General features: G+C 48.1%; 22 protein-coding genes, 1 tRNA gene and 1 pseudogene. 9 read left to right on the plus strand and 15 right to left on the minus strand.

What is annotated here, in order from left to right; translation table 11 throughout:
• Nucleotides 1–22 precede the first annotated feature (22 nt).
• On the plus strand, nucleotides 23–1177 hold the full coding sequence (locus IO95_RS02500; protein ID WP_023491003.1) for a sugar phosphate nucleotidyltransferase: 1155 nt from the start codon (nucleotides 23–25) through the stop codon (nucleotides 1175–1177).
• Nucleotides 1178–1260: 83 nt separating this feature from the next.
• On the opposite strand, the gene glgC is transcribed toward IO95_RS02500, so the two are convergent.
• From glgC to kbaZ, 10 genes are all read right to left on the minus strand, one after another.
• Entirely contained in the window at nucleotides 1261–2541 is a 1281-nt protein-coding gene (glgC, locus tag IO95_RS02505) for a glucose-1-phosphate adenylyltransferase (RefSeq protein ID WP_023491002.1), read from the minus strand.
• A 368-nt stretch (nucleotides 2542–2909) separates the two neighbouring features.
• Nucleotides 2910–4799: an enterotoxin gene (locus IO95_RS02510; RefSeq protein WP_023491001.1), complete on the minus strand. Its 1890-nt coding sequence runs from the start codon at nucleotides 4797–4799 to the stop codon at nucleotides 2910–2912.
• A gap of 95 nt (nucleotides 4800–4894) precedes the next feature.
• Nucleotides 4895–5773 (minus strand): tagatose-bisphosphate aldolase subunit KbaY, encoded by an 879-nt coding sequence (gene kbaY, locus IO95_RS02515; RefSeq protein ID WP_023491000.1) that lies wholly within the window; start codon nucleotides 5771–5773, stop codon nucleotides 4895–4897.
• A gap of 12 nt (nucleotides 5774–5785) precedes the next feature.
• Entirely contained in the window at nucleotides 5786–6931 is a 1146-nt protein-coding gene (locus IO95_RS02520) for an SIS domain-containing protein (protein ID WP_023490999.1), read from the minus strand.
• A gap of 306 nt (nucleotides 6932–7237) precedes the next feature.
• Nucleotides 7238–8371: an N-acetylglucosamine-6-phosphate deacetylase gene (gene nagA / locus IO95_RS02525; RefSeq protein WP_023490998.1), complete on the minus strand. Its 1134-nt coding sequence runs from the start codon at nucleotides 8369–8371 to the stop codon at nucleotides 7238–7240.
• The gene (gene agaF, locus IO95_RS02530) at nucleotides 8368–8802 is read right to left on the minus strand and encodes a PTS galactosamine/N-acetylgalactosamine transporter subunit IIA (protein WP_023490996.1); all 435 of its coding nucleotides are present in this window, start codon (nucleotides 8800–8802) and stop codon (nucleotides 8368–8370) included. Before agaF ends, nagA begins: the two co-directional genes overlap by 4 nt.
• Before the next feature lie 24 nt (nucleotides 8803–8826).
• A complete protein-coding gene (gene agaE, locus IO95_RS02535) occupies nucleotides 8827–9702 on the minus strand; it encodes a PTS N-acetylgalactosamine transporter subunit IID (protein WP_023490995.1) in 876 nt (291 codons plus the stop codon).
• Entirely contained in the window at nucleotides 9692–10474 is a 783-nt protein-coding gene (gene agaW / locus IO95_RS02540) for a PTS N-acetylgalactosamine transporter subunit IIC (protein WP_023490994.1), read from the minus strand. Before agaW ends, agaE begins: the two co-directional genes overlap by 11 nt.
• A gap of 10 nt (nucleotides 10475–10484) precedes the next feature.
• Nucleotides 10485–10958, minus strand: coding sequence for a PTS N-acetylgalactosamine transporter subunit IIB (gene agaV / locus IO95_RS02545; protein ID WP_023490993.1), 474 nt, complete (start codon nucleotides 10956–10958; stop codon nucleotides 10485–10487).
• A 35-nt stretch (nucleotides 10959–10993) separates the two neighbouring features.
• Entirely contained in the window at nucleotides 10994–12274 is a 1281-nt protein-coding gene (gene kbaZ, locus IO95_RS02550; RefSeq protein WP_023490992.1) for a tagatose-bisphosphate aldolase subunit KbaZ, read from the minus strand.
• 247 nt (nucleotides 12275–12521) lie between these two features.
• On the opposite strand from kbaZ, the gene IO95_RS02555 reads away from it, so the two are divergent.
• The gene (locus IO95_RS02555) at nucleotides 12522–13331 is read left to right on the plus strand and encodes a DeoR family transcriptional regulator (protein ID WP_023490991.1); all 810 of its coding nucleotides are present in this window, start codon (nucleotides 12522–12524) and stop codon (nucleotides 13329–13331) included.
• A 98-nt stretch (nucleotides 13332–13429) separates the two neighbouring features.
• Here IO95_RS02555 and lpxP read toward each other — a convergent pair whose 3' ends face one another.
• The 4 genes from lpxP to IO95_RS02585 form a co-directional block, all read right to left on the minus strand.
• Nucleotides 13430–14350, minus strand: coding sequence for a kdo(2)-lipid IV(A) palmitoleoyltransferase (gene lpxP / locus IO95_RS02560; RefSeq protein ID WP_023490990.1), 921 nt, complete (start codon nucleotides 14348–14350; stop codon nucleotides 13430–13432).
• Nucleotides 14351–14692: 342 nt separating this feature from the next.
• Entirely contained in the window at nucleotides 14693–14986 is a 294-nt protein-coding gene (gene yafN, locus IO95_RS02570) for a type I toxin-antitoxin system antitoxin YafN (protein WP_023490988.1), read from the minus strand.
• A 244-nt stretch (nucleotides 14987–15230) separates the two neighbouring features.
• Nucleotides 15231–15725, minus strand: a complete 495-nt coding sequence (locus IO95_RS02575; protein WP_023490987.1) for a heme-binding protein — start codon at nucleotides 15723–15725, stop codon at nucleotides 15231–15233.
• Between the two features lie 365 nt (nucleotides 15726–16090).
• Nucleotides 16091–16996 (minus strand): LysR substrate-binding domain-containing protein, encoded by a 906-nt coding sequence (locus IO95_RS02585; RefSeq protein WP_037383688.1) that lies wholly within the window; start codon nucleotides 16994–16996, stop codon nucleotides 16091–16093.
• Nucleotides 16997–17599: 603 nt separating this feature from the next.
• Here IO95_RS02585 and ycaC point away from each other — a divergent pair.
• The 7 genes and pseudogenes from ycaC to IO95_RS26375 all read left to right on the plus strand — a co-directional run.
• Complete coding sequence (gene ycaC, locus IO95_RS02590; RefSeq protein WP_023492767.1) at nucleotides 17600–18226, plus strand: isochorismate family cysteine hydrolase YcaC; 627 nt, start codon at nucleotides 17600–17602, stop codon at nucleotides 18224–18226.
• A 78-nt stretch (nucleotides 18227–18304) separates the two neighbouring features.
• Nucleotides 18305–19543, plus strand: a complete 1239-nt coding sequence (locus IO95_RS02595; RefSeq protein WP_023492808.1) for a hypothetical protein — start codon at nucleotides 18305–18307, stop codon at nucleotides 19541–19543.
• An 80-nt stretch (nucleotides 19544–19623) separates the two neighbouring features.
• Entirely contained in the window at nucleotides 19624–20295 is a 672-nt protein-coding gene (locus IO95_RS02600; protein WP_023492809.1) for a CDGSH iron-sulfur domain-containing protein, read from the plus strand.
• 110 nt (nucleotides 20296–20405) lie between these two features.
• The gene (locus IO95_RS02605) at nucleotides 20406–20945 is read left to right on the plus strand and encodes a DUF4440 domain-containing protein (protein WP_023492810.1); all 540 of its coding nucleotides are present in this window, start codon (nucleotides 20406–20408) and stop codon (nucleotides 20943–20945) included.
• A 289-nt stretch (nucleotides 20946–21234) separates the two neighbouring features.
• Complete coding sequence (locus IO95_RS02610; RefSeq protein ID WP_023492811.1) at nucleotides 21235–21774, plus strand: SgcJ/EcaC family oxidoreductase; 540 nt, start codon at nucleotides 21235–21237, stop codon at nucleotides 21772–21774.
• Nucleotides 21775–21907: 133 nt separating this feature from the next.
• Nucleotides 21908–22438 carry a DUF4440 domain-containing protein gene (locus IO95_RS02615; RefSeq protein ID WP_037383651.1) on the plus strand — a complete coding sequence of 177 codons (531 nt, stop codon included), beginning with the start codon at nucleotides 21908–21910 and terminating at the stop codon, nucleotides 22436–22438.
• 323 nt (nucleotides 22439–22761) lie between these two features.
• Nucleotides 22762–22935 (plus strand): annotated as a pseudogene (locus IO95_RS26375) (integrase); the annotation flags it as partial.
• A 14-nt stretch (nucleotides 22936–22949) separates the two neighbouring features.
• On the opposite strand, the gene IO95_RS02620 reads toward IO95_RS26375, so the two are convergent.
• Nucleotides 22950–23025, minus strand: a tRNA-Thr gene (locus IO95_RS02620).
• Between the last annotated feature and the right edge of the window lie 12 nt (nucleotides 23026–23037).

Below are 23037 nucleotides of genomic sequence, written 5' to 3' on the forward strand. Positions count from 1 at the left end.
TAATACTAAAGGAAGACTCATTATGAAAGCCATGATCCTTGCCGCAGGAAAAGGAACCAGAGCCAGACCATTGACCACTGTGCTGCCCAAACCGATGATCCCATTAATTCGCAAACCGATTATGGAATCCATTGTTGAGCATTTAAAAAAGCATGGCTTTAATCAGTTAATGGTCAATACCAGCTATCTGTCTGGTGATATAGAAAATTATTTCCGCGATGGTCATGCCTGGGGCGTGGAAATGGGCTACTCCTATGAAGGGGTGATGGAAGGCAATACCTTTGTCGATAATGTGCTGGGTTCAGCGGGTGGCATGAAGCACATCCAGAATTTTTCAGGCTTTTTTGATGATACGTTTGTCGTGGTGTGTGGCGATGCATTAATTGATGTGGATTTCGGTAAGGTGTTGGCTTTCCACCGTGCCAGAAAAAGCGTTGCGACGCTGATTATGCGCCCAGTTCCTGTCGATCAGGTCAGTAAATACGGTATTGTGGTCACCGATGAGCAAGGGCGTGTCAGTAAGTTTCAGGAAAAGCCTAAAGCGCAAGATGCGTTGTCAAATAACGCCAATACCGGCATTTATGTTTTTGAGCCTGAGATCTTTGACTATATTCCTGATGGTGTTGAATACGATATCGGTAGTCAGTTGTTCCCTAAACTGGCTGAAATGGGGGTTCCTTTCTACGGTATCTCTTTGCCATTCCAATGGGTTGACATTGGCTCGTTGCAGGATTTCTGGCACGTTAACCGGATGATCCTTAATCGGGAATTGCCTGATTATCCGATGCCGGGGATCCAAATCGCGCCGCAAATCTGGTGTGGTTTAAATGTTAACGCTGATTTTTCCACCCTGGATATTGAAGGGCCGGTCTATATTGGCAGCAGTACCGAAATACAACCCGGTGTGACCATTAAAGGGCCGACGATTATTGGTGCAGGTTGCCTATTGGAACAGGGTGCGGTGATTGAACAAAGCTTTATCGCCGACTATACCCGGGTAGGGAGTATTGCTCATTTGAATCAGCAGATGATTTTTGCTGGTAAAGTCATTTCGCCGGACGGTATCGCTATCGATTTATCCGAAGCGGGTTTGAACTGGCTGATCGATGATAAACGGCGTACCGATATTGTCACCGCAGAGAAATCATTATTTAACGAGTTACTCTCTGCATTCTAACCGCACTTACCGAGCGAAACAGCGGGGCAGACCGGTGAGTCTGCCCTTATTACAGAATGCGTTGGTTGGGGATCGCTATTCGGTTATTGTAACTTTGCCAACATCTCTTTCGTTACCAGCACAATGCCGTTTTCAGAACGATAAAATCGGCGGCTATCCTCCTCGGCATTTTCACCGATCACCATTCCTTCTGGGATCTGGCTCGCCCTGTCAATAACACAGCGACGTAACCGGCAAGAGCGCCCGACATTAACATCCGGCAACAGGACACAAGAATCCAGTGAGCAGAACGAGTTAACCCTAACCCGCGAGAACAAGACCGAATTCACCACGGTTGAACCGGAAATAATACAACCTCCGGAAACCAGCGTATTCATCGTCATGCCATAACTTCCAGAGTGGTCTTGCACAAACTTGGCAGGCGGCAAGGGTTCGGCATAAGTGCGTATTGGCCAGTTGCGGTCATACATATCCAGTTCAGGGGTCACTACCGCTTGGTCCAGATTCGCGCGCCAGTAGGAATCCAAGGTGCCGACATCACGCCAATAATCAGGTGCGCCAGGGGCTGAAGAGACACAGGAGAGTGAGAAAGGATGTGCCCAGACCTGACCTTTGGCCGTGATCTTCGGCAAAATATCCTTGCCGAAATCATGACTGCTGTCGTTATCGAGATGATCATTTTCCAATAGTTGGAAAAGAAAATCCGCGTTAAATATGTAGATCCCCATACTGGCCAGGCTGCGGTCCGGTTTACCCGGTAGTGTTGGCGGCACTTCGGGTTTCTCCCAGAATGCTTTTACCCGCAAATCTTCAGCTACTTCCATCACCCCAAAGGCGGTTGCATCCTGCTTGGAGACCTCAAGGCAAGCAACAGTACAAGGGGCTTCACTCAATACGTGCTCCAGTAACATGCGCGAGTAATCCATCTTGTAAATATGATCACCCGCTAAAACCACGATGTACTCAGCACGATAACGCCGGACAATATCCAGATTCTGAAAAATAGCGTCAGCGGTACCGCTGTACCAGTGATCAATCCCTGCCCGCTGTTGAGCCGGTAACAAGTCAACAAACTCATTCATCTCACCATTGAGAAATGACCAGCCATGCTGAATATGTTGCAACAAGGTATGAGATTGATATTGCGTAATCACACCAATACGGCGCATCCCCGAGTTGAGACAGTTGGAAAGAGCAAAATCAATAATGCGGTATTTTCCCCCAAAGTGTACCGCAGGCTTAGCCCGAACTGACGTCAGGTCTTTAAGCCGGGTACCTCGTCCTCCTGCCAGCACCAGCGCTACCGCTTTGTTCGGGAGTTGCCTTGCCAGCATGGCTTTGTGCCTGTCGTCTAACATGTGCATTTCAAACTCCTTATTTTTGCCAATACCATTTGCATCACCGCCAATGTCCGCACATCACCCCAATCCAGTTAGCGGTAAAAAAATACTCACTAGCACTGATTATCAATCAGATTACTTAATGATATTGCGAGTCTTATCAAAATTAACCCAATACCTAAGTATTTTTTATGAAATACCACCACTAGTGCTTGAATTCTAATCACTCTTTTTTCGGGATAAGTGAATCATTTTGATAGCCATGGTGGTACAAGTGGGTGGGGATGGGATAGCAAATATGAAAACGCCCACGGCCAAATAAGGGCCATGGGCGTCGGTACGGTTTGCAGGTTAGAAGGCCAAGCTACCTCACGGCCTACTGCATTTCGGGCTTATTTTACTGGACGAGCCTCGATAACCAGTGTTTCCAGTGGTTTCAGTGTCACCACTACCGGTTTAATGTAATTGGCAGGGAGTGTCACATTGCTACCGTAGACCGTTTTTAACATGAAACGGCTGGTTTCCCCTTGAGGTATTTCAAAACTCTTGGTGAGATCCAGATAGTAGACCTGTTCCTTATCGGATGGATTACGCAGGCCAAAGATCGCCTTTTTGTTACTCCATGATGCCCAACCGTATGGCTCCAACAAAGTCGGGTTGCCACCTATCCAGTGGGTATCCACCAACACATCGCTGTTAGCCCGCGACCATTTCGCTGCTGTGGCCAACGTATCCCATTTGACGCTGTTGAGCATGGATGGCGTGATATACATCTCCTGCAACTGGGTTCCTGTGGCAAAGTAGCTCCACACCTGGTCTGCAAAATCATGGTCAGCTTGGACTTTCTCTAAACCATAGTAGGCGTTTTCCGCACTGACAATGCCGTGATACATCAGTGAATTAAGCGGGAAAAGAGGGCCTTTTTGCACAATAGAGCGGTAAGTTTCAGCATCACGGTAGGTGATCCATTGCTGTACCGCTGAGCCTTGACCATACAGGTTGATATCATCCCCCTGACGCCAAATTGAATCCGCGTAAAACAACCACGAGGGGCTGGCATTGGTGCCCGTCGTCAGGTTGATAAACAGATCTTTATTTACCTCCCGCATGTTTTTAATCAGCTCGATAGAAGCATCAAAGTCGGAAGCAAATTGACTGCCTGGAATATAGGAATTGGCATTACCCATACCGTCCAGCTTAAATGAGGTAATATGCTCATCTTTGATGAGGTTACCTATCTGCTGGTTGAAGTTATGGAAATAATTCGGCCCAGAGAGGGCAAACTTGCCATCAACGGTTTCAAAACCATTCTCTTTAGCATGGGAAACCCGCACATCAAGCGGTTTGTTATAGCCACCCCAGGGTGAAAGCCACAAGCCAACCGAAGTGTGCCAATCATCTGCTTTCGCTTTTATCGCCCCAAAACCCTGTTTAAACGCCGGGCCAAATAACCACTTACCCGTCAGGTCATCCCAACCATCATCCAGCAGAAAACCATCCAGTTTTACACCCCGCTTTTTGATCAACTCATCGCCATAACTCTCTATTCGGCTAAGCACATCCTGCTCGGTATAGGGGGTAAAAAAGCCAATATCCATCCAACTGTTGTAGTGCAGATAAGGTTGGTACGGACGAGGACGCATAGCATTAATGAACTGATTCACACTACGGCGTAGTTGGTTTTGCTCCTCGAAAGTGCCGAAGTAGAGGGTATAACTGACGGGTGCATCGGGTTTGATGGGGGTTTTTAATTCAACGTTAAAATTCGTGGTGGCTTCATAGGCAAAAGTATTGACGATAGGCTTGCTCGGCATCATAAAAAAGCTGTCGGCAATAATGGGGGAACTGTTAATTGCCCCATCAACATAAGGTGCTTGTGACTGTCCCTTGGTGGGAAAGAAGGTAATTTTTGCCACATCACGGGGTTGACCTTTGGCCTGCAAGGTATAGTCGATACTGGCATATTTCCCTTTCAGAACATTTAACACCACGCTGACAGCAAAATCGGGATGGTCAAAGTCTACCTGAATGGCATCCTCCTTCAGATGAACCTTTTTGATCTTAAAGTCAGCGGCATGGATCACTTGATCATTAGGCAGGGTAAGAAAAAAGAGCTCCTTCGGCGCCAGTTTATGACGGGACACGGTATCCGTTACCGACACCGCAGCGTTACTGTCATCAAACAAAATGGCGATATTATTGTTATTCAGTGGGTACTGTGTAGCTAAAGAGACATTGCTGGCAAGCAGCAGCAATAACACGCTTTTTATCACTGGTTTCATCAAAGGATCCTTTTTTCTTCTTGCTTCTGATTATGTTGTTCTGGTTATGCCCAAATGAAGACCTGCTTCATCCATCAATCAATGGCAGTGAATACTCAAGAGACATTGGCAGTTTGCCGAACCAGCTTGTCAGCCGAACCACAAACTGTGATTTTGCTACGAACCACCTCTTTCATCGCATCCATCCCAACACGCATGTAATAGCGTGGATCATTGCCTTGCGGGTTATCGATAAACCACGCTTTCACTGCGCCAGCGAAAGCAATTTTGAGTTCAGTGGCCACATTGACCTTACAAACTCCCAGTTGAATCGCCCGTCGCACCAAGGCGTCAGGGACATCACTAGCACCATGAAGCACCAACGGAATAGAGACCATTTCACGAATTTCCGCCAGACGTTTAAAGTCAATATTCAAGCGTTGGGTGTAAAGGCCATGGGCGGTGCCAATCGCTACAGCCAAGCTATCAACACCGGTTAAAGTGACAAAGCGGCTGGCTTCTTGCGGGTCAGTCAAAAACGTACTTTCGGCGTCAACGCTCATATCGTCTTCCACCCCACCCAAGCGGCCTAATTCAGCTTCAACACTGCAATCATAGCGATGGCAAAACTCCACAACCGAACTCACCAGATTAACGTTCTCAGTAAATGGAAAGTGACTGCCATCAATCATCGCACTACGAACGCCCGCCTTAACTTTGTTGTTGATATCAGCCAAAGATTCGTGGTGGTCAAGGTGCAGCGCCAGCGGCATATCGTAGCTTTCCGAGTAGGCTTCACACAGTGCGTAAATTTCACTAAACGCAATATGTTTGAAGGTACCCGGCGTGCCCGCCAGGATCACCGGTGATTGCATCTCTTGGCAGACGTCGAGGATCGCCTGGATGGTTTCCGCATTGTGAATATTGAACGCAGGCACCGCATAACCTCTGGCCTGAGCGTCTTGCAGCAGATATTTGGTAGAAATAATGCTCATGGGATGATCCTCTTAGCCTTTCCAGGGATGAATAACTACACCTTGCACCACACGGTTTACCGTACCGCTGGCGGAAGGAGTATCCGGGGTAATCCCCGCTTTAATGGATTCGGTCAGTGCAAAGATTTGGGCATAGATCAGGAAGCAGAATGCCTGCTCAATGTCGAGAAAATCGCGGGATGCAGGCAATAGAATAGAGGGGCCAGCGTCAATTTCCGGGCTGGTGGTAGCAGAAATCGCCACTACGCGCATCGCCTGTTGCTCACGGCGCAATTCCGCCAGCAAATCCAGGTCATACTGACGGGTATAAGGATGGTTGGATACCAACACCACGACCAGGGTTTCCTTGTCAACCAATGATTTAGGACCATGGCGGAAGCCCGTAGGTGAATCGTAAAATGCAGCCAGTTTACCGGCTGTCAACTCCAACACCTTCAGTGCCGCTTCGCGCGCGACCCCCTGTAGGCCACCACTCCCCAGGTAGACGATGCGTTTAAATGGCAGATCGCCAAATATCATCTCACTGAAATCCCCTTGGGAATCGATAATCTGTTCACTACGCGCCGCCACATCGTTGAAAGTGCGGCTATTGATCACATCAGCGGCAAATACCGCCAAACAGCTCACCATCATGGTAGTGATACTGCTGGTCATGGCGAAGCCACGATCATGAGTTTGGGCTGGCATCAGTAACGCCAATGCATTATCACTTTCAGTGGCGCTTTGATACAGGCTTCCCGCTTCGTTGCAGGTAATCACCAGATGGTGACAGTTGCGCACAATCTGGTTAGCCAGGTCGACGGCGGCAACGCTTTCAGGGCTGTTCCCTGAACGGGCGAAAGAGACCAACAATGTAGGTTGGTCAGCGTACAGATAATCGGCAGGGTTGCTCACCAGGTCCGTCGTGGGTATCGCAACCACGTTGTTACCGGTATGACGGGCCAACCAAGGGGCTATCATATCACCGATAAACGCCGAGGTTCCGGCGCCCGTCAGCACAATTTTCAGTGCCTGATTCTGCAACAGCGGCACCAGAAAAGCATCGATAGCACCACGTAAACTGTCGATATTTTTTAACGATTGTAACCAACACGCGGGTTGTTGACGGATCTCTTTTTCGGTCCAGCTCGAGGTGTTAGCTGCGTAGGTTTTACTCATCAGTCGGTCCTTAGTCAGGCATATTCAATGGGGTAGCACGAAGCAAAGTGTAATCATCGCAAAGTGCAATCATCTTTCATTTCGTTTTGTTTGATTCACTGAGTACACCCCTAGAAGCTACACAAAACGAAATGCAAGATCAACCACAAAAAGAAAGAAAACAAAACATAAAGATAAATTAACAACTCCGTTATCTTTCTTTTCCGCTAGTCTGTTATTAAAAAATCAACAAAATCATGATTAGAAAACAAAAAGAAAGCCCCATGCGACAGCGTGTCACCGAACAGCATGGAGCAAACGAAAGTACTAAAGGGGAACGGCCACGCCATTAAGCCAAATATTTTGTAACCGAAGCCGACTATCAAGGGCTATAACGCTGGCATGCTTGCCGGGAGAGATCGAGCCTATCCGGTCATCCAGGCCCAATAGGCGCGCTGGATGTAGCGAAGCCATGCGGATGGCATCTTCTGCCGACACACCCACCTGATCGACCAGATTGCGCACGGCAGCATCCAGCGCCAAGGTACTGCCTGCCAAACTGCCAGAAGCAGTTCGCACCACACCATCACGCATCGTGACTTGATAACCACAGATAGCGTAATCACCATCTGGCATTCCGGCGGCACGCATCGCATCGGTAATCAAGATAATGCGGTTTTTGGCACAGCGGCAGGTGATGTCCATCACTGCCGGATGAAGATGATGACCATCGGCAATCAGCTCCAACCAGGCCTGTTTGTCAGTCAAACCCGCCCCAACCATGCCGGGGTCGCGGTGGTGCAGGCCACTCATGCCATTAAAGCAGTGCACCAGTCCGTCGGCGCCAGCAGAAAAGGCACTCATGGTTTGGTCATAAGTGGCCGCGCTATGGCCAAGCATGACGCGAATACCACGGCTTTTCAGGTGTTTGATTGCCGCCAGCGCCCCCGGTTTTTCTGCCGCCAAGGCAACCACTCGTAAGGTGTTATGTGAAATATCGATTAACCGATCCAGTTCGGTGATATCCAGTTCACGAAATAACTCCGCTGGATGAGCTCCCCGGTTGTGCGGTGTGAAGTAAGGCCCTTCAAGATAGCTGCCCAATATCACCGCACCGGCATTATCGCTGTGCCGATAATGAGCAATACGTCGCAGTATGTTTTCTATCTCTACCAATGGTGCGGTTACTGTGGTTGGTAACCAATAACCGACACCTTCACTCGCTTTGTATAACGCCAGTTTATCCAGTACACCGGGCTTATCATCCATGACATCAAGGCCTGCGCCCCCATGCACGTGAAGATCGATATAAGCGGGACACAACAACTCGGCATCCCGCCGCGTGACATTGATGGGGATGGGCTCAATGGTGGTAATAATACCGCCTTCGATACGCAGTTGATGGTCGTCCAACCAGCCGTGATCAGTCAGGACTCTTCTGGCTCGCAGCAGCACACTCATATCCCCTCTTCGACCGCTTCTGCTGTACGTTGGCGAGCCATTTCATCCACCAAGCTGGTTAAACCACGGTGCCCACACTCCAGTGCCATTTCACGAAACGCTTTACTGCTCAGCCCGTCTCGCTCCAGCGCCATCTCTAACAACAGTTGTAGATTGATGCCAGTCAGCACTTCACGCCCAGGTTTCTGCATCGCCAGGGTTGAAGCCACACGAAACGGGGTACCGCCCAGTAAATCAGTTAAAAAGATCACCCCATCGCTCTCATCAAGCTGGGCTAGTGCCTCTTCAAACTGGCGGGTCAGCAGTGCCGTGGTTGAGCTTTCTGGAAAATCGATGGCGATAATCTGTGGCTGCTCACCGAGGATCTGATTCATCGCCTTTTCCAAGCCACTGGCAAACCCGCCGTGACCGCTCAGAATAATACTTAACATCTTCTCTCCTCTCTTTTCAGGGCGTTACAGGAAGTGGGCAAACTTGCCGACAATCGCCAACAGCACCGTGATGCCAATCAGTTGTAGCGGACTCCAACCACGACGCACCAGGGCGTACATCATCAGGGTGTAGACCAGTGGCAAAAAGGCGGGCATCAGCTTGTCGATCACATCAGCCTGCAGTTTCACGACGGCATCCCCAGCTTTAATTTCCAGCGTGGTGGACAGACGCACATAAGTGGCTACCAGCGCGCCAATCACGGTCATCCCGATGATGGAGGCAGCGTGACCCACTTTCCGGGTGTTGGCTTTAATCAGCGGGATCGCCGCCACCCCTTTGCGATATGCATAATGAGCAAGGCCGAAACGCAACCCGAGATGGACAACGTTAAACATCACCAAGAACACCACCGCACCCAGGATTGAACCTTGCAGTGCCAGGCTGGCACCAATACCGCCACAAATTGGCAGCAGGGTAAGCCAGAACATGGCGTCACCAATCCCACCAAGGGGTGCCCCTACAGCAATTTTGGTACTCTGGATACTGTTCACATCCTGCTTGGAACGCTCCATCGCCAGGATAATGCCAATCACGAAGGTGACCAGGAATGGGTGGGTATTGAAGAACCCCATGTGGCCTTTCATGGACCGAGCCAGGTCACGTTGGTTGGTATGGATCTTTTTCAGCGCCGGAAGCAAGCCATACAGCCAGCCACAAGCCTGCATACGTTCATAGTTGAACGAGGCCTGCAACAACATGGAACGCCAAGCGACACGGTTGATATCCTGCTTGGTTAATTCCACGCCAATGGTTTGATCTTCATAGATATCGTCTTTACCGCCACTGTTCAGGGATTGTTGTTCGCTGGCTTGTGACAAAGTTTGAGTATTAGATACCATCTTCGAATTCCTCTTTCTGAATACGGGAAGGTTGCGCGGGAGCCGGGTCCTTACGCATTAACTCCATCAGAGCCATGGCAAGTGCCGCAGCGGCAATCGCCAGCACTGGCAAATTCAGCCAGGCAGCCCCGACAAAGCCGAGAATGAAATAGGGGATATAGGCATTTTTCATCATGATCTTCAGCAGTACGGCAAAACCAATGGCTGGCATGATGCCACCTGCAACACCGAGGCCTTCGATCAGGCGCTCCGGCAGTACGTCAATTGCCGTCTTGGCGTGTTCAGCACCGAAGTAAATCGGCATAAAGGCGCACAGGAAGTAAAAAATACCCAGCGCCAGGAGCGCCAAGTAGTTGATGCGCTCAATCCCTTTGGTATCGGCACTGGCCGCCATGCGATCAGCCCGTGACATCACCCCCGACATAATAGAGAACAGGAAGGTAATGCCCATCTGCACGGCAACCGCAAATGGCACCGCCACCCCGACGGCAACTTCCGGTTTTACCCCAGTGGTGATGGCAAAGGCGGTACCCACAATGGTACCGATAATCACGTTCGGCGGTTGTGCACCCGCCAGCGGTGCTAGCCCCATCCACACCAGTTCCAAGGTTCCCCCGGTCAGAATACCGGTATGCAAGTCGCCCAAAATCAGGCCAACCAAGGGCCCCAAGACCACCGGACGGTGCATATGCGTCAAACCATTGAACATATCCAAGCCGGCAATAAAGGCCAGGACACCTAGCGCTACTGCTTGTAATAAGCTGATTTCCATAACAGATACCTCAGAGAAGTTTGTAAAGATCCTGAGCCGGCTCAGTGGGAACGCCCTGGACAAAACACCCTACGCCAGCCTCTTTCAGGCCGTTGAACGCAGCAATGTCCTGCTCATCTACCGAAACGGTTTTGGCGATTTGCTGTTTGCCGTCGGCGTAGTGCATATTGCCGACGTTGATACGTGGTATCGGCACATTGCCGTTGACCAACGTGAGGAAATCTTGCGGGTTTTTACACACAAGCAAAATTTTCTGGCGGTCGGCGGCACGATGAATGTTGTCAATTACCTTCTGCAGCGACCAGAAACGCACGGCAATCCCTTCGGCAAGCACCATCTCCATCAGGTTTTGCTGCACGCTATCTTCCGCAACCTCATCGTTGGCGACGAGCACCAGATTAGCCCCGGCAAACCCGACCCACTGCACCCCCACCTGACCATGGATCAGGCGCTCATCAATACGGCTTAATACAATGTTTGGCATCTTTTTTCCTTATTATCATTGTGTTAAATCTATGCTTAGTTACTCATACAGGCAGCTTGATACTGGCGCAGCACATCCTGAATATGATCGATAATCAGCTCATGTGGCGTTGGGCTAAGCAGCCCCTCACGAACCCTTGCATACTGCAATGGCAGGTACTGGCTAATCAGTGGTAGCGGGATAGCCTCATTTGCCAGGTTGTTGATCAGCCGGGTATAAGCCCCTTCAATATCCTGATCAGGCCAGTAGTAACGTACGCGGTCAGAGTAGCTGTAGTTCCGAGCCAGACGTAACGTGCCCTGGTCACCGTGATAGTGCTGAAGCCAGTATTGAGGGTGGTCCAGCATCACATGTTCTAAAACATCACGCAGACCCGAGCATTGATGGGCCGGGCGCAGTTCCTGTTCGATCGCTGCCAGTGAAAACAGCGCTTCACGTAGTGCAAAAGTGAGTGCTGGCCCCACTTTCAGAATCGCAAAGTGGTGTTGCACCAGTTGTTGCAAGGCCTGTGGGGTTTGGTAATCGGTGGAGTGAGCTTCAAACACCATGGTGCTTGAGGACTCAATCATCTGGCTCAACGCCAGTGCGTTCCGTGGCTGAAAATCAATCACCTGTGTATGATCAAACTCAACACCCGGTTGTACCACTAGCCCTATAATACGTGGCCATAAATCATTGAGCCCCTGTTGTTCAAAGGCATGGTGATGGGCTTCCAGCGTGGCTCTTGCAGCTTGTGGTGTCGTCACCGCCAAGGTACTCAAGGTTTCATGGGCCCCACCCGGCACCGGAACTTCGGTACCAATGATGTACACCAGGTCAGACTCGCCAAACTGCTCAATACAGGTTTGTTCGGCAATTGCCGCTAACCTGGCAGCGCGCTCGGCAACAATGGCGTCGGTTAACGGCACCGGGTCATCAGCGCAGGACATGCTGCAATCGAGATGGATTTTTTTGAACCCGGCGGCGACATAGCTCTGGATCAGCACCTCGGCCTTGGCCATGGCGTCACTGGCGTTTTGCTGCTGCCAGCGGTTGGGGCCGAGATGGTCTCCACCCAGGATCAACCGTTCGACAGGGAAATGCTGTTTATCTGCCAGTTGTTGAACGAAATGGCAAAAATCAGCGGGCGTCATTCCGGTATAGCCACCATATTGATCAACCTGGTTTGAAGTAGCTTCAATCAGCAATAGGGAGTCAGTGACCTTAGCATGTTGTATCGCAGCTTCGAGCACTAATGGATGAGCGGAACAGACTGCAAAAATGCCGTAACGAGGGTCTTGCTTATGATTGGCCACAAACTCGGTTAAATGTTTCACTTTCTTCTCCGCATGAGTTTATTCGTGCTTTGTCTTTCGATTTGTGTCGCCGGATAGTGCTTTATCGATAAATAAAAATAAATAGAAAGACAGTGAAATTGAGATCTGTTTCACAAAAGATACACAACGAAAGATAAAAAGTAAAGAAGTTGAAAGTATCTGCTTCTGCTTGGCTTGCTTTCCACTAAAAGAAAGGTATTAATAGAGAAACGAAATGAAGAGAAATGAAAAAAAGGACTTTATGAAGATGAACAACAGCGAACCTATCCCAGATAAACGCATCATTGGTACCAGTGAAAGGCGCGAGCAGATCATTCAACGTTTACGCCAACAAGGTAGCGTTCAGGTTAATGATTTATCAGCTTATTTCTCTGTTTCCACAGTGACGATCCGTAACGACCTGGCCTTTCTGGAAAAACAGGGGATCGCAGTACGTGCCTATGGTGGTGCTCTGGTATGTGAACCATTGAATCCGGCATCAGAGCCTTCAGTAGAGGATAAAAGCACCCTGAATACTTCACTGAAACGGAGTATCGCCCGTGTCGCCGCAGACCTGATTAAACCGGGTCACCGCGTGATACTCGACTCAGGCACCACCACCTATGAGATCGCTCGCCTTATGCGCCAGCATCAAGAAGTGATCGTCATGACCAATGGCATGAACGTTGCCAATGCGTTGTTGGAAGCCAAGGGGGTTGAGCTGTTAATGACGGGGGGGCATTTGCGCCGTCAATCCCAGTCATTTTATGGCGAACAGGCCGACCAGTCTTTACAGAACTACCATTTCGATATGTTATTTTTAGGGGTTGATGCCATCGATCTGGAACGTGGAGTGAGCACTCACAACGAAGATGAAGCGCGTATCAATCGTCGTATGTGCGAAGTGGCAGAACGTATCATCGTCGTCACCGACTCCAGCAAGTTTAATCGTTCCAGCCTGCATAAAATCATTGATACCCAACGTATCCATATGGTGATCACCGACAGTGAGATTGCGCCAGAAAGCCTTGAAGGGTTGCGTAGAAGCGGCGTTCAAGTGGTGCTGGTGGGCAATTAAAGTCGGGGCTGTAGACAAAGGGACGCTGCTGGCCCCTCTGGTCATTGGAATGATGGGCAATGATGTTGTCTCTCATCTCATGCCCAGCAAACGATGATTTAATAGAGAGAAGGTGAACCTGCTGGGCGGGTTTTGAAACGGCGGTGCAGCCACAAATATTGTTCTGGGGCGCGCATAATCTCCTTTTCTACCACTTTATTCATATACGTTGCCGCCGCCACATCATCAGTGAGTGGGTAGCCTTCCAGTTCAGGTTGAATAAGCAGGTCATAACCTAAGGCATTGGGGCGACGAATCAAAACAACTGGTACCAGTGCCGGTTTAGCCATACGCACCAGCATAAAGGTGCCATTGGTGGTGGCCGCCTGCTCCACGGCAAACAGTGGGGCAAATACACTGCCGCGCGGGCCATAGTCCTGATCAGGGGCAAACCATACTGCTTCACCACTTTTCAAGCATTGCACCATGCCCCGCAGATCCTTACGATCTAACATCGACTTGTTGGAACGCAAGCGGCCTTTGGTCTGCGCCCACTCCATGGCTTTGTTATTGTGTGGGCGATACATCGCCATCATCGGCTGACATAACCCCATCGCCCGGCCACCAAGCTCGAGCGACATAAAATGTACGCCAATCATCAGCGCACCACGACCACCCTGCTGCGCCTGATGCAAGTGTTCAAGACCTGAAACGCTGAACCAGCGCTTAACGCGTTTATCTGGCCAGAACCAGGCCATGCCGGTTTCCAGTAATCCCATACCAAGAGATTCAAAGTTACCAATAATTTGCCGTTCACGTTGTGCGCTATCCATATCAGGAAAGCATAATTCCAGATTACGACGGGTGATTGTTACTCGACGCTTCAGAAAACGCATTGATGTGCGCCCCATCCACATGCCGAGTTTATGCATTAACGGATAGGGGAGTTGAACCAGCAGAAACAGCACCAAAAGGCCAAACCAAGTCAGCCAATAGCGTGGATGTAGCAAGGAAAGTTGGAAACTTTGTGAACGCTTCATATCGACTCTTATGCGTTTTAAGCAAACCCCTGTAGCGCATAAAGACTTGACTCTATTGCGTTACAACACTCAGACAACGGGTAATGATGATCGTTTAATGGCTATTGGTCAACTCTGCTGCCAGGTTATTCACTTACCGCAAGATGTGGTTTACTGATTGGAGTAAAGGTGCGGTCATCATCATAGAATGCATCACGACCCAATGTATCGGGCAACATACCGTCTTTTTTATAACAAAGAAAATCTGCCACCAAATCATCAAGCTCTTGCTGACTTAATTGTTGGCTAATTAGTGCTGACTTAATTGTTGGCTAATTAGTGCTGACTTGAATACTCTGATGCTCATTCCGTGAACTCAGTTAAATCCTTGCCAGAGGCATTTTGCAGCAGTTTCTTCCCACTATCCGCAATATCACTTAAACGCTCAGCCGTTGGCCTGAAACGCGCTACGGTATGAACCCTGCCCTGTTTTTCTTCTAATAGATCAATTAGCGCTTCAAACACCTTGGCACTGACCATGTAGCCAGCGGGACGGTTGTTCGACAGCACAGCGACAGGCTCGTCAATGAAGTATTTCGCCGGGTTTTTTCTTAACTCGGTGATGTTGATAGATTTTTCTGCGAGGATACGTTCCATAGAACACCTAAATTTGTGTTTTGTTGAATACATTATAATGTACATAAAAAATACATCAATTATGTGTCTATGAAAAATAACGGTAACGGCTGGATGAAGTTGGTCACTGAGCGTGGCGTGAAATAGCCCACAAATAGATTGTTGAACTTCTTTTGGCGCTGAAAATTGCCTTGGTCGATCATCGGGAGTCGATCACAAAAACGCCCCCTTTCGACACTGAGGGTGGGGCGTTTTCGTTATAATCTTATGCTTTTAACTGAGCGCTGATTTGTTCCAGTGCCTTTGTCGCACATAGTGCGTCCAAATGCCCGCCTGGCGCACCAGCAACACCGACCGCACCAACAACTTCATCCCCTGCTTTCACTGGCACACCACCACCTAACAGCAAGAACCCTGGAATATCTTTCAGGTTATTTGCCGCTGGTGTCTTTTGGCTGTTTTCCATCACTTGCCCGCTTGGGGTTTTAGTCGATAGTGCCGTAAAGGCTTTTTGCTCGCTGGCTTTAACTGTATGCGGGCCGGCATTATCAGCACGTAATACAGTTTTGATGATACCCGCGCGATCAACAACAGTGACCGACACGTTGTAGCCATCAGCCTGACAAGCAGCGAGAGTACGGCTTGCCAAATCGGTGGCCAGCGCCTGAGAGATGTTATGTTCCGTATTCAGACCTGCAGCAGAGGCTTGAGCTATCAAGCCAATGAATAAGGCGGATGTTAGGGCAATAGGCTTGATCATATAAAATCCTTATTGTTAGTGAAGTGATTTCATCACGGTACGGTTATGTTACGGCACTAAATGGTGAAAAAACACTCGGGTGACTACTCGTTTTGCTACGTATAATTACCTAGCCTGTTCACGATATGAGAGCGTTATATGGCCATAGTGTTGAAGTGGTAGACATTGACTAACATGAAAATCATCCAGAGATACATGCATATTTCACCGAGCCTCCAGCCTCGACAGACTTCAGCACGGCAATGATCTGATGCTCAGTAAATCGTGCTTTGCGCATAATACTCTCCTTTTTTGGCAAAAGATGTATGCCAGAAGGTCTATAAATGTGAATAGGCCTAATTTAAGGGATGATTATAGTTGCCACTTTAATCGAGATGCAGTTCCGCGAAACGCTGGGCCAAATAGTCGATCAACAGACGGACAGCAGGTAATAACCCACGTTTTGTGGGGAAGACAACATGGATTAACTCTCTAATAGGAGCCCATTCAGGTACCAACTTGATGAGTGAACCTTCTTTAAGCTGTTGGCTAACGACCATCAATGGTAGTTGCGCAATCCCTACACCGGCCATTGCCGCATCTCTTAGTACCATCCAGTCCATAGTGATAAAACGTGGGGTATGGTACACCACAGCCTGTATGTCATCCTGGTTGTAAAGTGTCCAGCAACTGGCTTGTGGCGATGGCCGGCTGAGACTGGGTAGCCGATTAAGTTCACAGGGTAACAAGGGGACCCCACCATACTGGTGAACCAACTTTGGGCTGGCAACCATCGATTGCCCACAATCGCTTAAAATACGCATAACCAGATTACTGTCCTGCAGCGGTGGTGGGCGCACGTAGATAGACAAGTCCACCCCTTCACTGATCATATCCACTTGCCGACTGGTTACTTCCAATTCTACTGTCAGCAGTGGGTACTGCGCCATAAAGTCAGCCAGCATAACGCCTACATGAGCCTGAACCAACGTCACAGGGCAGGTAATGCGAATCTTGCCACACGGCTCTGCCCTTACCGCCTCAATAGATTGTTGTGCGGCTTCCGCTTCGCTCAACATCACCAAGCAATGCCCATAGTAGGTTTGGCCGATTTCCGTCACAAAGAATTGGCGTGTCGAACGCTTAATCAGACGAACCTGCAACCGCTCTTCCAGCATGGCAAGGCGGCGACTTAGCTTAGAGATAGGGATACCCAATGCCCGGCTAGCTGGCGCTAAACCACCATATTTCACGATTTGTACAAAGTAATAGAGGTCATTCAAATCCTGCATAATATCGTTCATCATTCTAAAAATAGAAAAGTGATAACCAGATTACCATACTACCGAGGGATGAAGTGTGAATCTATACTCTCTTAACAGTCGGCTGACATACCTGTCACCAAGTGCTAACCAAAAAAGGATTTGGGTATTCACAGTACGTTTCAGCATCATTAGATTGGAGATTATTCTCCCGGTAAGGACACTGTTTTCATACTTCACTCGTAGCAAACAAAGTCGCCCTTTCCTGATGCTTGATTACGCTGCTCCCACTTTATTATTTCCGACGGGAACACCTAGGGAAAGTGGGATTATTGTCCCTGGACAGCTGTAATGGGGGAAACTGGTGCGGGAATATGACATAAAAAATGCTATTCCACCCGATGAATATCTGAGACTCTGGTTATCACTAGTTAGTTTAAGCGCATTTACGCTGCTTGAAGGCGGGAACGCCATGTTAGCAATATTGTACGGTACGGTTCTCATAAATGTGCGTGTGATTACCAATAAAACCTTACTTATTTTAATAGTATTTACTTCAATAAAATGTAGTTATGAATTTATTTTGGTGAGTTAAAGATAATCAATCAGTTACTTATTCCTTAGGAGAATGTAATGAGCAAACCTTATATCCGTCTTGATAAAAATGATGCCGCCGTTCTATTTATTGACCATCAGGCGGGATTGATGTCTTTAGTCCATGATATTGAACCCGATAAGTTTATAAATAACGTGTTGGCTCTCGCTGATATGGCCAAGTATTTCAAGTTACCCAGCATTCTTACCACCAGTTTCGAGGTGGGACCGAATGGCCCAATGTTCCCTGAGATTAAAAAACTATTTCCTGACGCCCCTTATATTGCCCGCCCCGGTAATATTAATGCTTGGGATAATGAAGATTTCGTTAATGCCGTTAAAGCAACAGGTAAGAAACAACTGATTATTGCAGGTATCGTCACCGAGGTGTGTGTAACATTCCCGGTATTATCCGCTATAGAAGCAGGATATGACGTGTTTGTGGTCACCGACGCCTCCGGTACTTTCAACGAAATCACCCGCAATGCCGCATGGGATCGCATGTCGCAAGCTGGTGCACAACTGATGTCTTGGTTTGGCGTTGCTTGTGAATTACATCGCGACTGGCGAAATGATATTGAGGGCATAGGAACATTGTTTGCCAACCATATTCCAGACTACAGCAATGTAATGGCCAGCTACAACGCTGCAATAGCTAAAAAATAAACAACGATCTCATGGTTTGAGATCATTACAGACAAACAATACCGAATACCGAATACCGAATACCGGGACAAAAATACTATGACTGTTTCATCGAAAATCGTATCCACCGTCGAAGCATTACAAGCGGTACTTGAAGACAATACCTGCCAGCACATCATTGTACGTGGTGCCCTTTCCAAGCTGCCCTCCATCCGCTTGGCCCCGGGCAAGATACTGAGTGGTGAGAATGAAGAAGCAAAGCTGTTGTTTGCCCAAGGCGTCGATGGCCTGCAACTGACTTGCGACAACCAGGTTACAGGGCTTTATCTGGAAACATCAGTTGATAAACGGGCTATTTTTAACGATACCCAGCTTGATAACTTAGGCCGACTGCAGCTGAGCCAAATTTCTACTATTGGACAAGTGCAAATTCTTGCACAGGACAAAGTCCGCGCTGGGCATGTTGAGGTCGACGGGTTGGATGTGATTGCAGCGGATACCCGTGCGCTAAATGAAAAGCCCAATGGCTATGGGGTTAATGTGACCCAAGGGGCATTCACATTATGGAACACACAGAGCGACCAAAGCGTTATGATCACCGCAAACCTGGTTGGCCTTTCTGCCGGTAGAGCCAACGCACCGGTGTTTGGCAGCGGTATCTTTGTCAGTGGTTCTTTAAACGGGGGCAAACTCAGTGCCCCCCTCCTTGAAACCCGAGCCGTCTACAGCGATGGCAAAATTGCGCCAGGGACGCCAAACCAGATTACCGGTGGTGTCTTCACGGTATATAACGCTTTCGTCGATGTGGTCCGCAACAAAGGCCCAGTAGTGACCTACGGTGTCAACGATATGGTGCTGGATAATTGGGGCAGCGTTGACCTTTGGGAGGCAGAGGCCAAACTGACTTCATATGGCCCTAGCGGCATCGGTTTTGTCAATTTCGGCAATGTGAATGAGCTGTATGTACGTGCCCCGATTGAAACCTTCGGTCAGGGCGCTCGTGGGTTTAACGTCTATGACGGCTGCGTGAATGTCGCCGAGTTCGATCGTATCACCACCCATGCGGATGGTGCCATCGGCATTCAGATCAGCAAACCGATTGGCCGCCTGTGTGTGCACCGGGGCATCGAAACCTTCGGGGGTACCGGTGACTCATTAGTCAAAGGGGTGGTTGTCACCTTATCGGCCATTGCTCTCAGCGTTAAGCCTGGTGGCTCGGTACAAGAAATTGAAATAGATGGTGGCGTGATGGCCCATGGCAAGGACATTAACAAGCTGGAAATTCTTGGGACGGTCAATGCATTACGTATTGGTCATGTCACTACAACCGGCAATTAATTAACCACTGACAAGCCAGCTCTATTTTTGGGGCTGGCTTGCGGCTAGAAAGTGATTTTTTAAAATAATGGAAAGCTCTTATGAATAAAATTACCATCGCCAAAAATGGTCCTTACCTGATTACGGGAAAAACCAAACTCGTTGGAGTGATCAATTCCCCTGGTAAAGATGGTGTTATGCAGCAAAACACCGTTAAAACCTTCGAGACGCAAGATAATTATAGCCTGTGCCGCTGTGGCCACTCAAAGAATAAACCCTTCTGTGACGGCTCACATAGTACCGCCCATTTTGATGGTACAGAAACCGCCAACAAAGCGCCTTATCTTGACCGGGTACAAGTTGAGCAAGGCGATGGGTTTGAGCTTCTGGATGATAACCGCTGTGCCTTTGGGCGTTTTTGCCACAGAAAACATGGTGTTGAGGTCTGGACACTGACCGAAAAATCCAGTAACCCCAGTAATAAAGCAGAGGCTATTATTGGTGCCAGCGCCTGTCCATCTGGGCGTCTGACTGCATTGGTTGATAGCAATCTGGTGGAAGACGAATACGAAGCGGTGATTTGCGTGGTTGAAGATCCAGAAAAAGGTGTCAGCGCAGGCCTCTATGTCCGTGGAGACGTTGCTCTTGATTCAGCAGAAACCGGTGATTACGAACAACGTAATCGTTTAGCGCTTTGCCGCTGCGGTGCTTCCGCTAATAAACCTTTCTGTGATGGCTCTCACGTTAGTATCGGATTTAAAGACAAGAGCTAAAAAGAGATAAGACTCAAATAAAGGCAAACTAAAACGTAGGAATGTTTTTTTGATCGAATGCTCAGTTCTGAACAAACCAAATAACTTTGTTATTCAGATAGAGGTCTTTTATGAAGGATTATTTCACATCGTTACGTACAAGCGCTAGCGTATTAGCCTTGGTCGGTACGCTGGCAGGACCTTTCGCTTCTGCTTCTGCGGCACCACTTGGGAATCTGCCACTCACCGGCGATGCGTCCATGCATGCCGCGCAATTGCAAGTCTATAATGTCATTCATCAGTACCAAAACGCGCTGAACCAGAACGATACCCCAGCCATTGTGAAACTTTTTGCCAAAAATGGCGTAGAGGAGTGGAACAACACGCTCACCGCCTCCACACCCGAGCAAATAGCAAAGATTAACAATGACCTTTTCAAAAAAATGAAAAATTCGGCAGAATTTATTTATGATGCCATTGAGGTTTCCAGTTCCGGTGATATGGCGTTTGTCCGCACGCACGTCCCGCTTGGTCAAATAGCGACAGTACGGGCGACGGGAGAAAAGGTAAAAATCAGTAGTCGTGGCGTGTTTATATTGCGCAAGATCGATGACATCTGGAAGCTGGTTCTGTTCACATTTAATAATGACCCTGTGCAAGGTCAGGGTTAATGAATGTGTGATTGTCGGTATGGTGTTATATGCCGAAAAGCAGTTTAAAGTGGTCGCGGTAATGATCTAAAACTGATTAAGGAAAATATTTAACTGGGGCTTGCGGCGTTATTGAACAAAGTATGAGTAAGCCCCGTTAAACATCGAGATAATCTTGCTTTATAGCAAAATAATTTCTTTGAGTACTTCTTTTGTGCAAGAAAAACCGAATTATGGAACAACGTTATATCGCGGGAAATTATCGTCCTCCCTAGATAAAGCGTTTTTATTAATCAGATAGAGGTTTTTTATGAAACATAATTTCAGATCGTTACGTATAAGCGCTAGCGTATTAGCCTTGGTTGGCACGCTGGCAGGGCCTTTCGCCTCTGCTTCTGCGGCGCCACCTGAGGGTCTGCCGCTCACCGGTGATGCAGCCACGCATGCCAAGCAATTGCAAGTCTATGACGCAGTTCATCAGTACCAAAATGCACTGAATCAGGGTGATACCCAAGCCATTGTGAAGCTTTTTGCCAAGAATGGCGTGGCGGAGTGGGACAACACCCTCACAGCTTCCACGCCTGAGCAAATAGCAAAGATTTATGACGGCCTTTTCAAACAAATCAAAAATTCAGCAGATTATGTTTATGATGTCATCCAGGTTTCTAGTTCCGGTGATATGGCGTATGTCCGCACGCACCACCCTCTAGGCCAAACAGCGACGATACGGGAGACAGGAAAAAAAGTAAAAGTCAGCAGTCGTGAAACGTTCGTACTCCGCAAGGTCGATGGTACCTGGAAGTTGGCTCTGTTCATGTTCAATAATGATATTGAGCAAGGGCAACCCTAAAAATTCTGTTTTCAGGAGACTTCCTCCAATTCAAAGCGCATGTTTTGAAGTCAGAGGTTAATTTAAAGATAAATATGAAAATAGCGAGATATTTTATTAAGTAAATATTTTCGCTGTCTATATAGGAGATATCATGAAATATCATTTCACTTTTTTACGTAGACATGCCATTGCACTCAGTCTATTTAGCACATTGGCAGGCGTTTCTCTGTCACCTGCCTTGGCGGCACCGGCGAGTACCATACCATACACCGGTGATGCAGCCATGCATGCTGCGCAATTGCAGGTCTATGAGGTTATTAATCAGTATCAGAATGCACTGAATAAAGGGGATACCCAGGCTATTCTGAAGCTGTACGCCAAAGATGGCGTTGCCGAGTGGGAAAATACACAAACGGCTTCAACACCAGAACAGCTTAAAAAAGATTACGACGGTCTTTTTAAGGTTACTAAAACCTCCGCTGATTTTATCTATGATGCCATTGAGGTTTCCGGTGATATGGCATTTGTCCGTACTCATCACCCAGTAGGTCAAACTGCAGTAGTCAAAGGTAAAAAAGTGGAAGATCATAGTCGAGAGTTATTCATCTTGCGTAAGATTGATGGCGATTGGAAAATCGCTTTATATACGTTCAGCACAGACCCTGTACAGGGTCAGGGTTGATTAAATTTAAGTAGATTAAGTCGGTTGACGAACCCCTTATTTTAACGGGGTTCGTTTTTTTAGCGACCAAAGGTGGCGACCGCGATATGTTTATAGAACAACCCGTTTATAGCAGTCACAGGCGTAAACCGCTCTCTATATTAAGACGGGTTTGATGTCGATAACATGAGATACAAAAAAAACCATTAAGCAGGCAAAAAAACCTGTAATTTATAAATTACCAATATTATACACCACCTGAACACCTCCCAATTAAAACAATAAAAATCAATCTATTAACAAAAAATAAATATTTAATATGAAACATTAAAAGCATGCCGTTTTTAAGTGCGTTGCAGGAAATGGGAAGATGGGAAAACATCGAAATGGTACAACGCTATGCGCATCTTACGCCAAATCACTTAACCCAACATGCCATGCAAATTGACTAATTCCTGGCGGGGAATGGCACAAATATGGCACAAAGTGAATTTGCTGGATTGGCGAAGATCGTGTGAAACCTCGCTGTGAATGGTGCCGATAATAGGAGTCGAACCTACGACCTTCGCATTACGAATGCGCTGCTCTACCAACTGAGCTATATCGGCATTGAATCTGAC

The sequence above is a fragment of the Serratia sp. DD3 genome, from assembly GCF_000496755.2.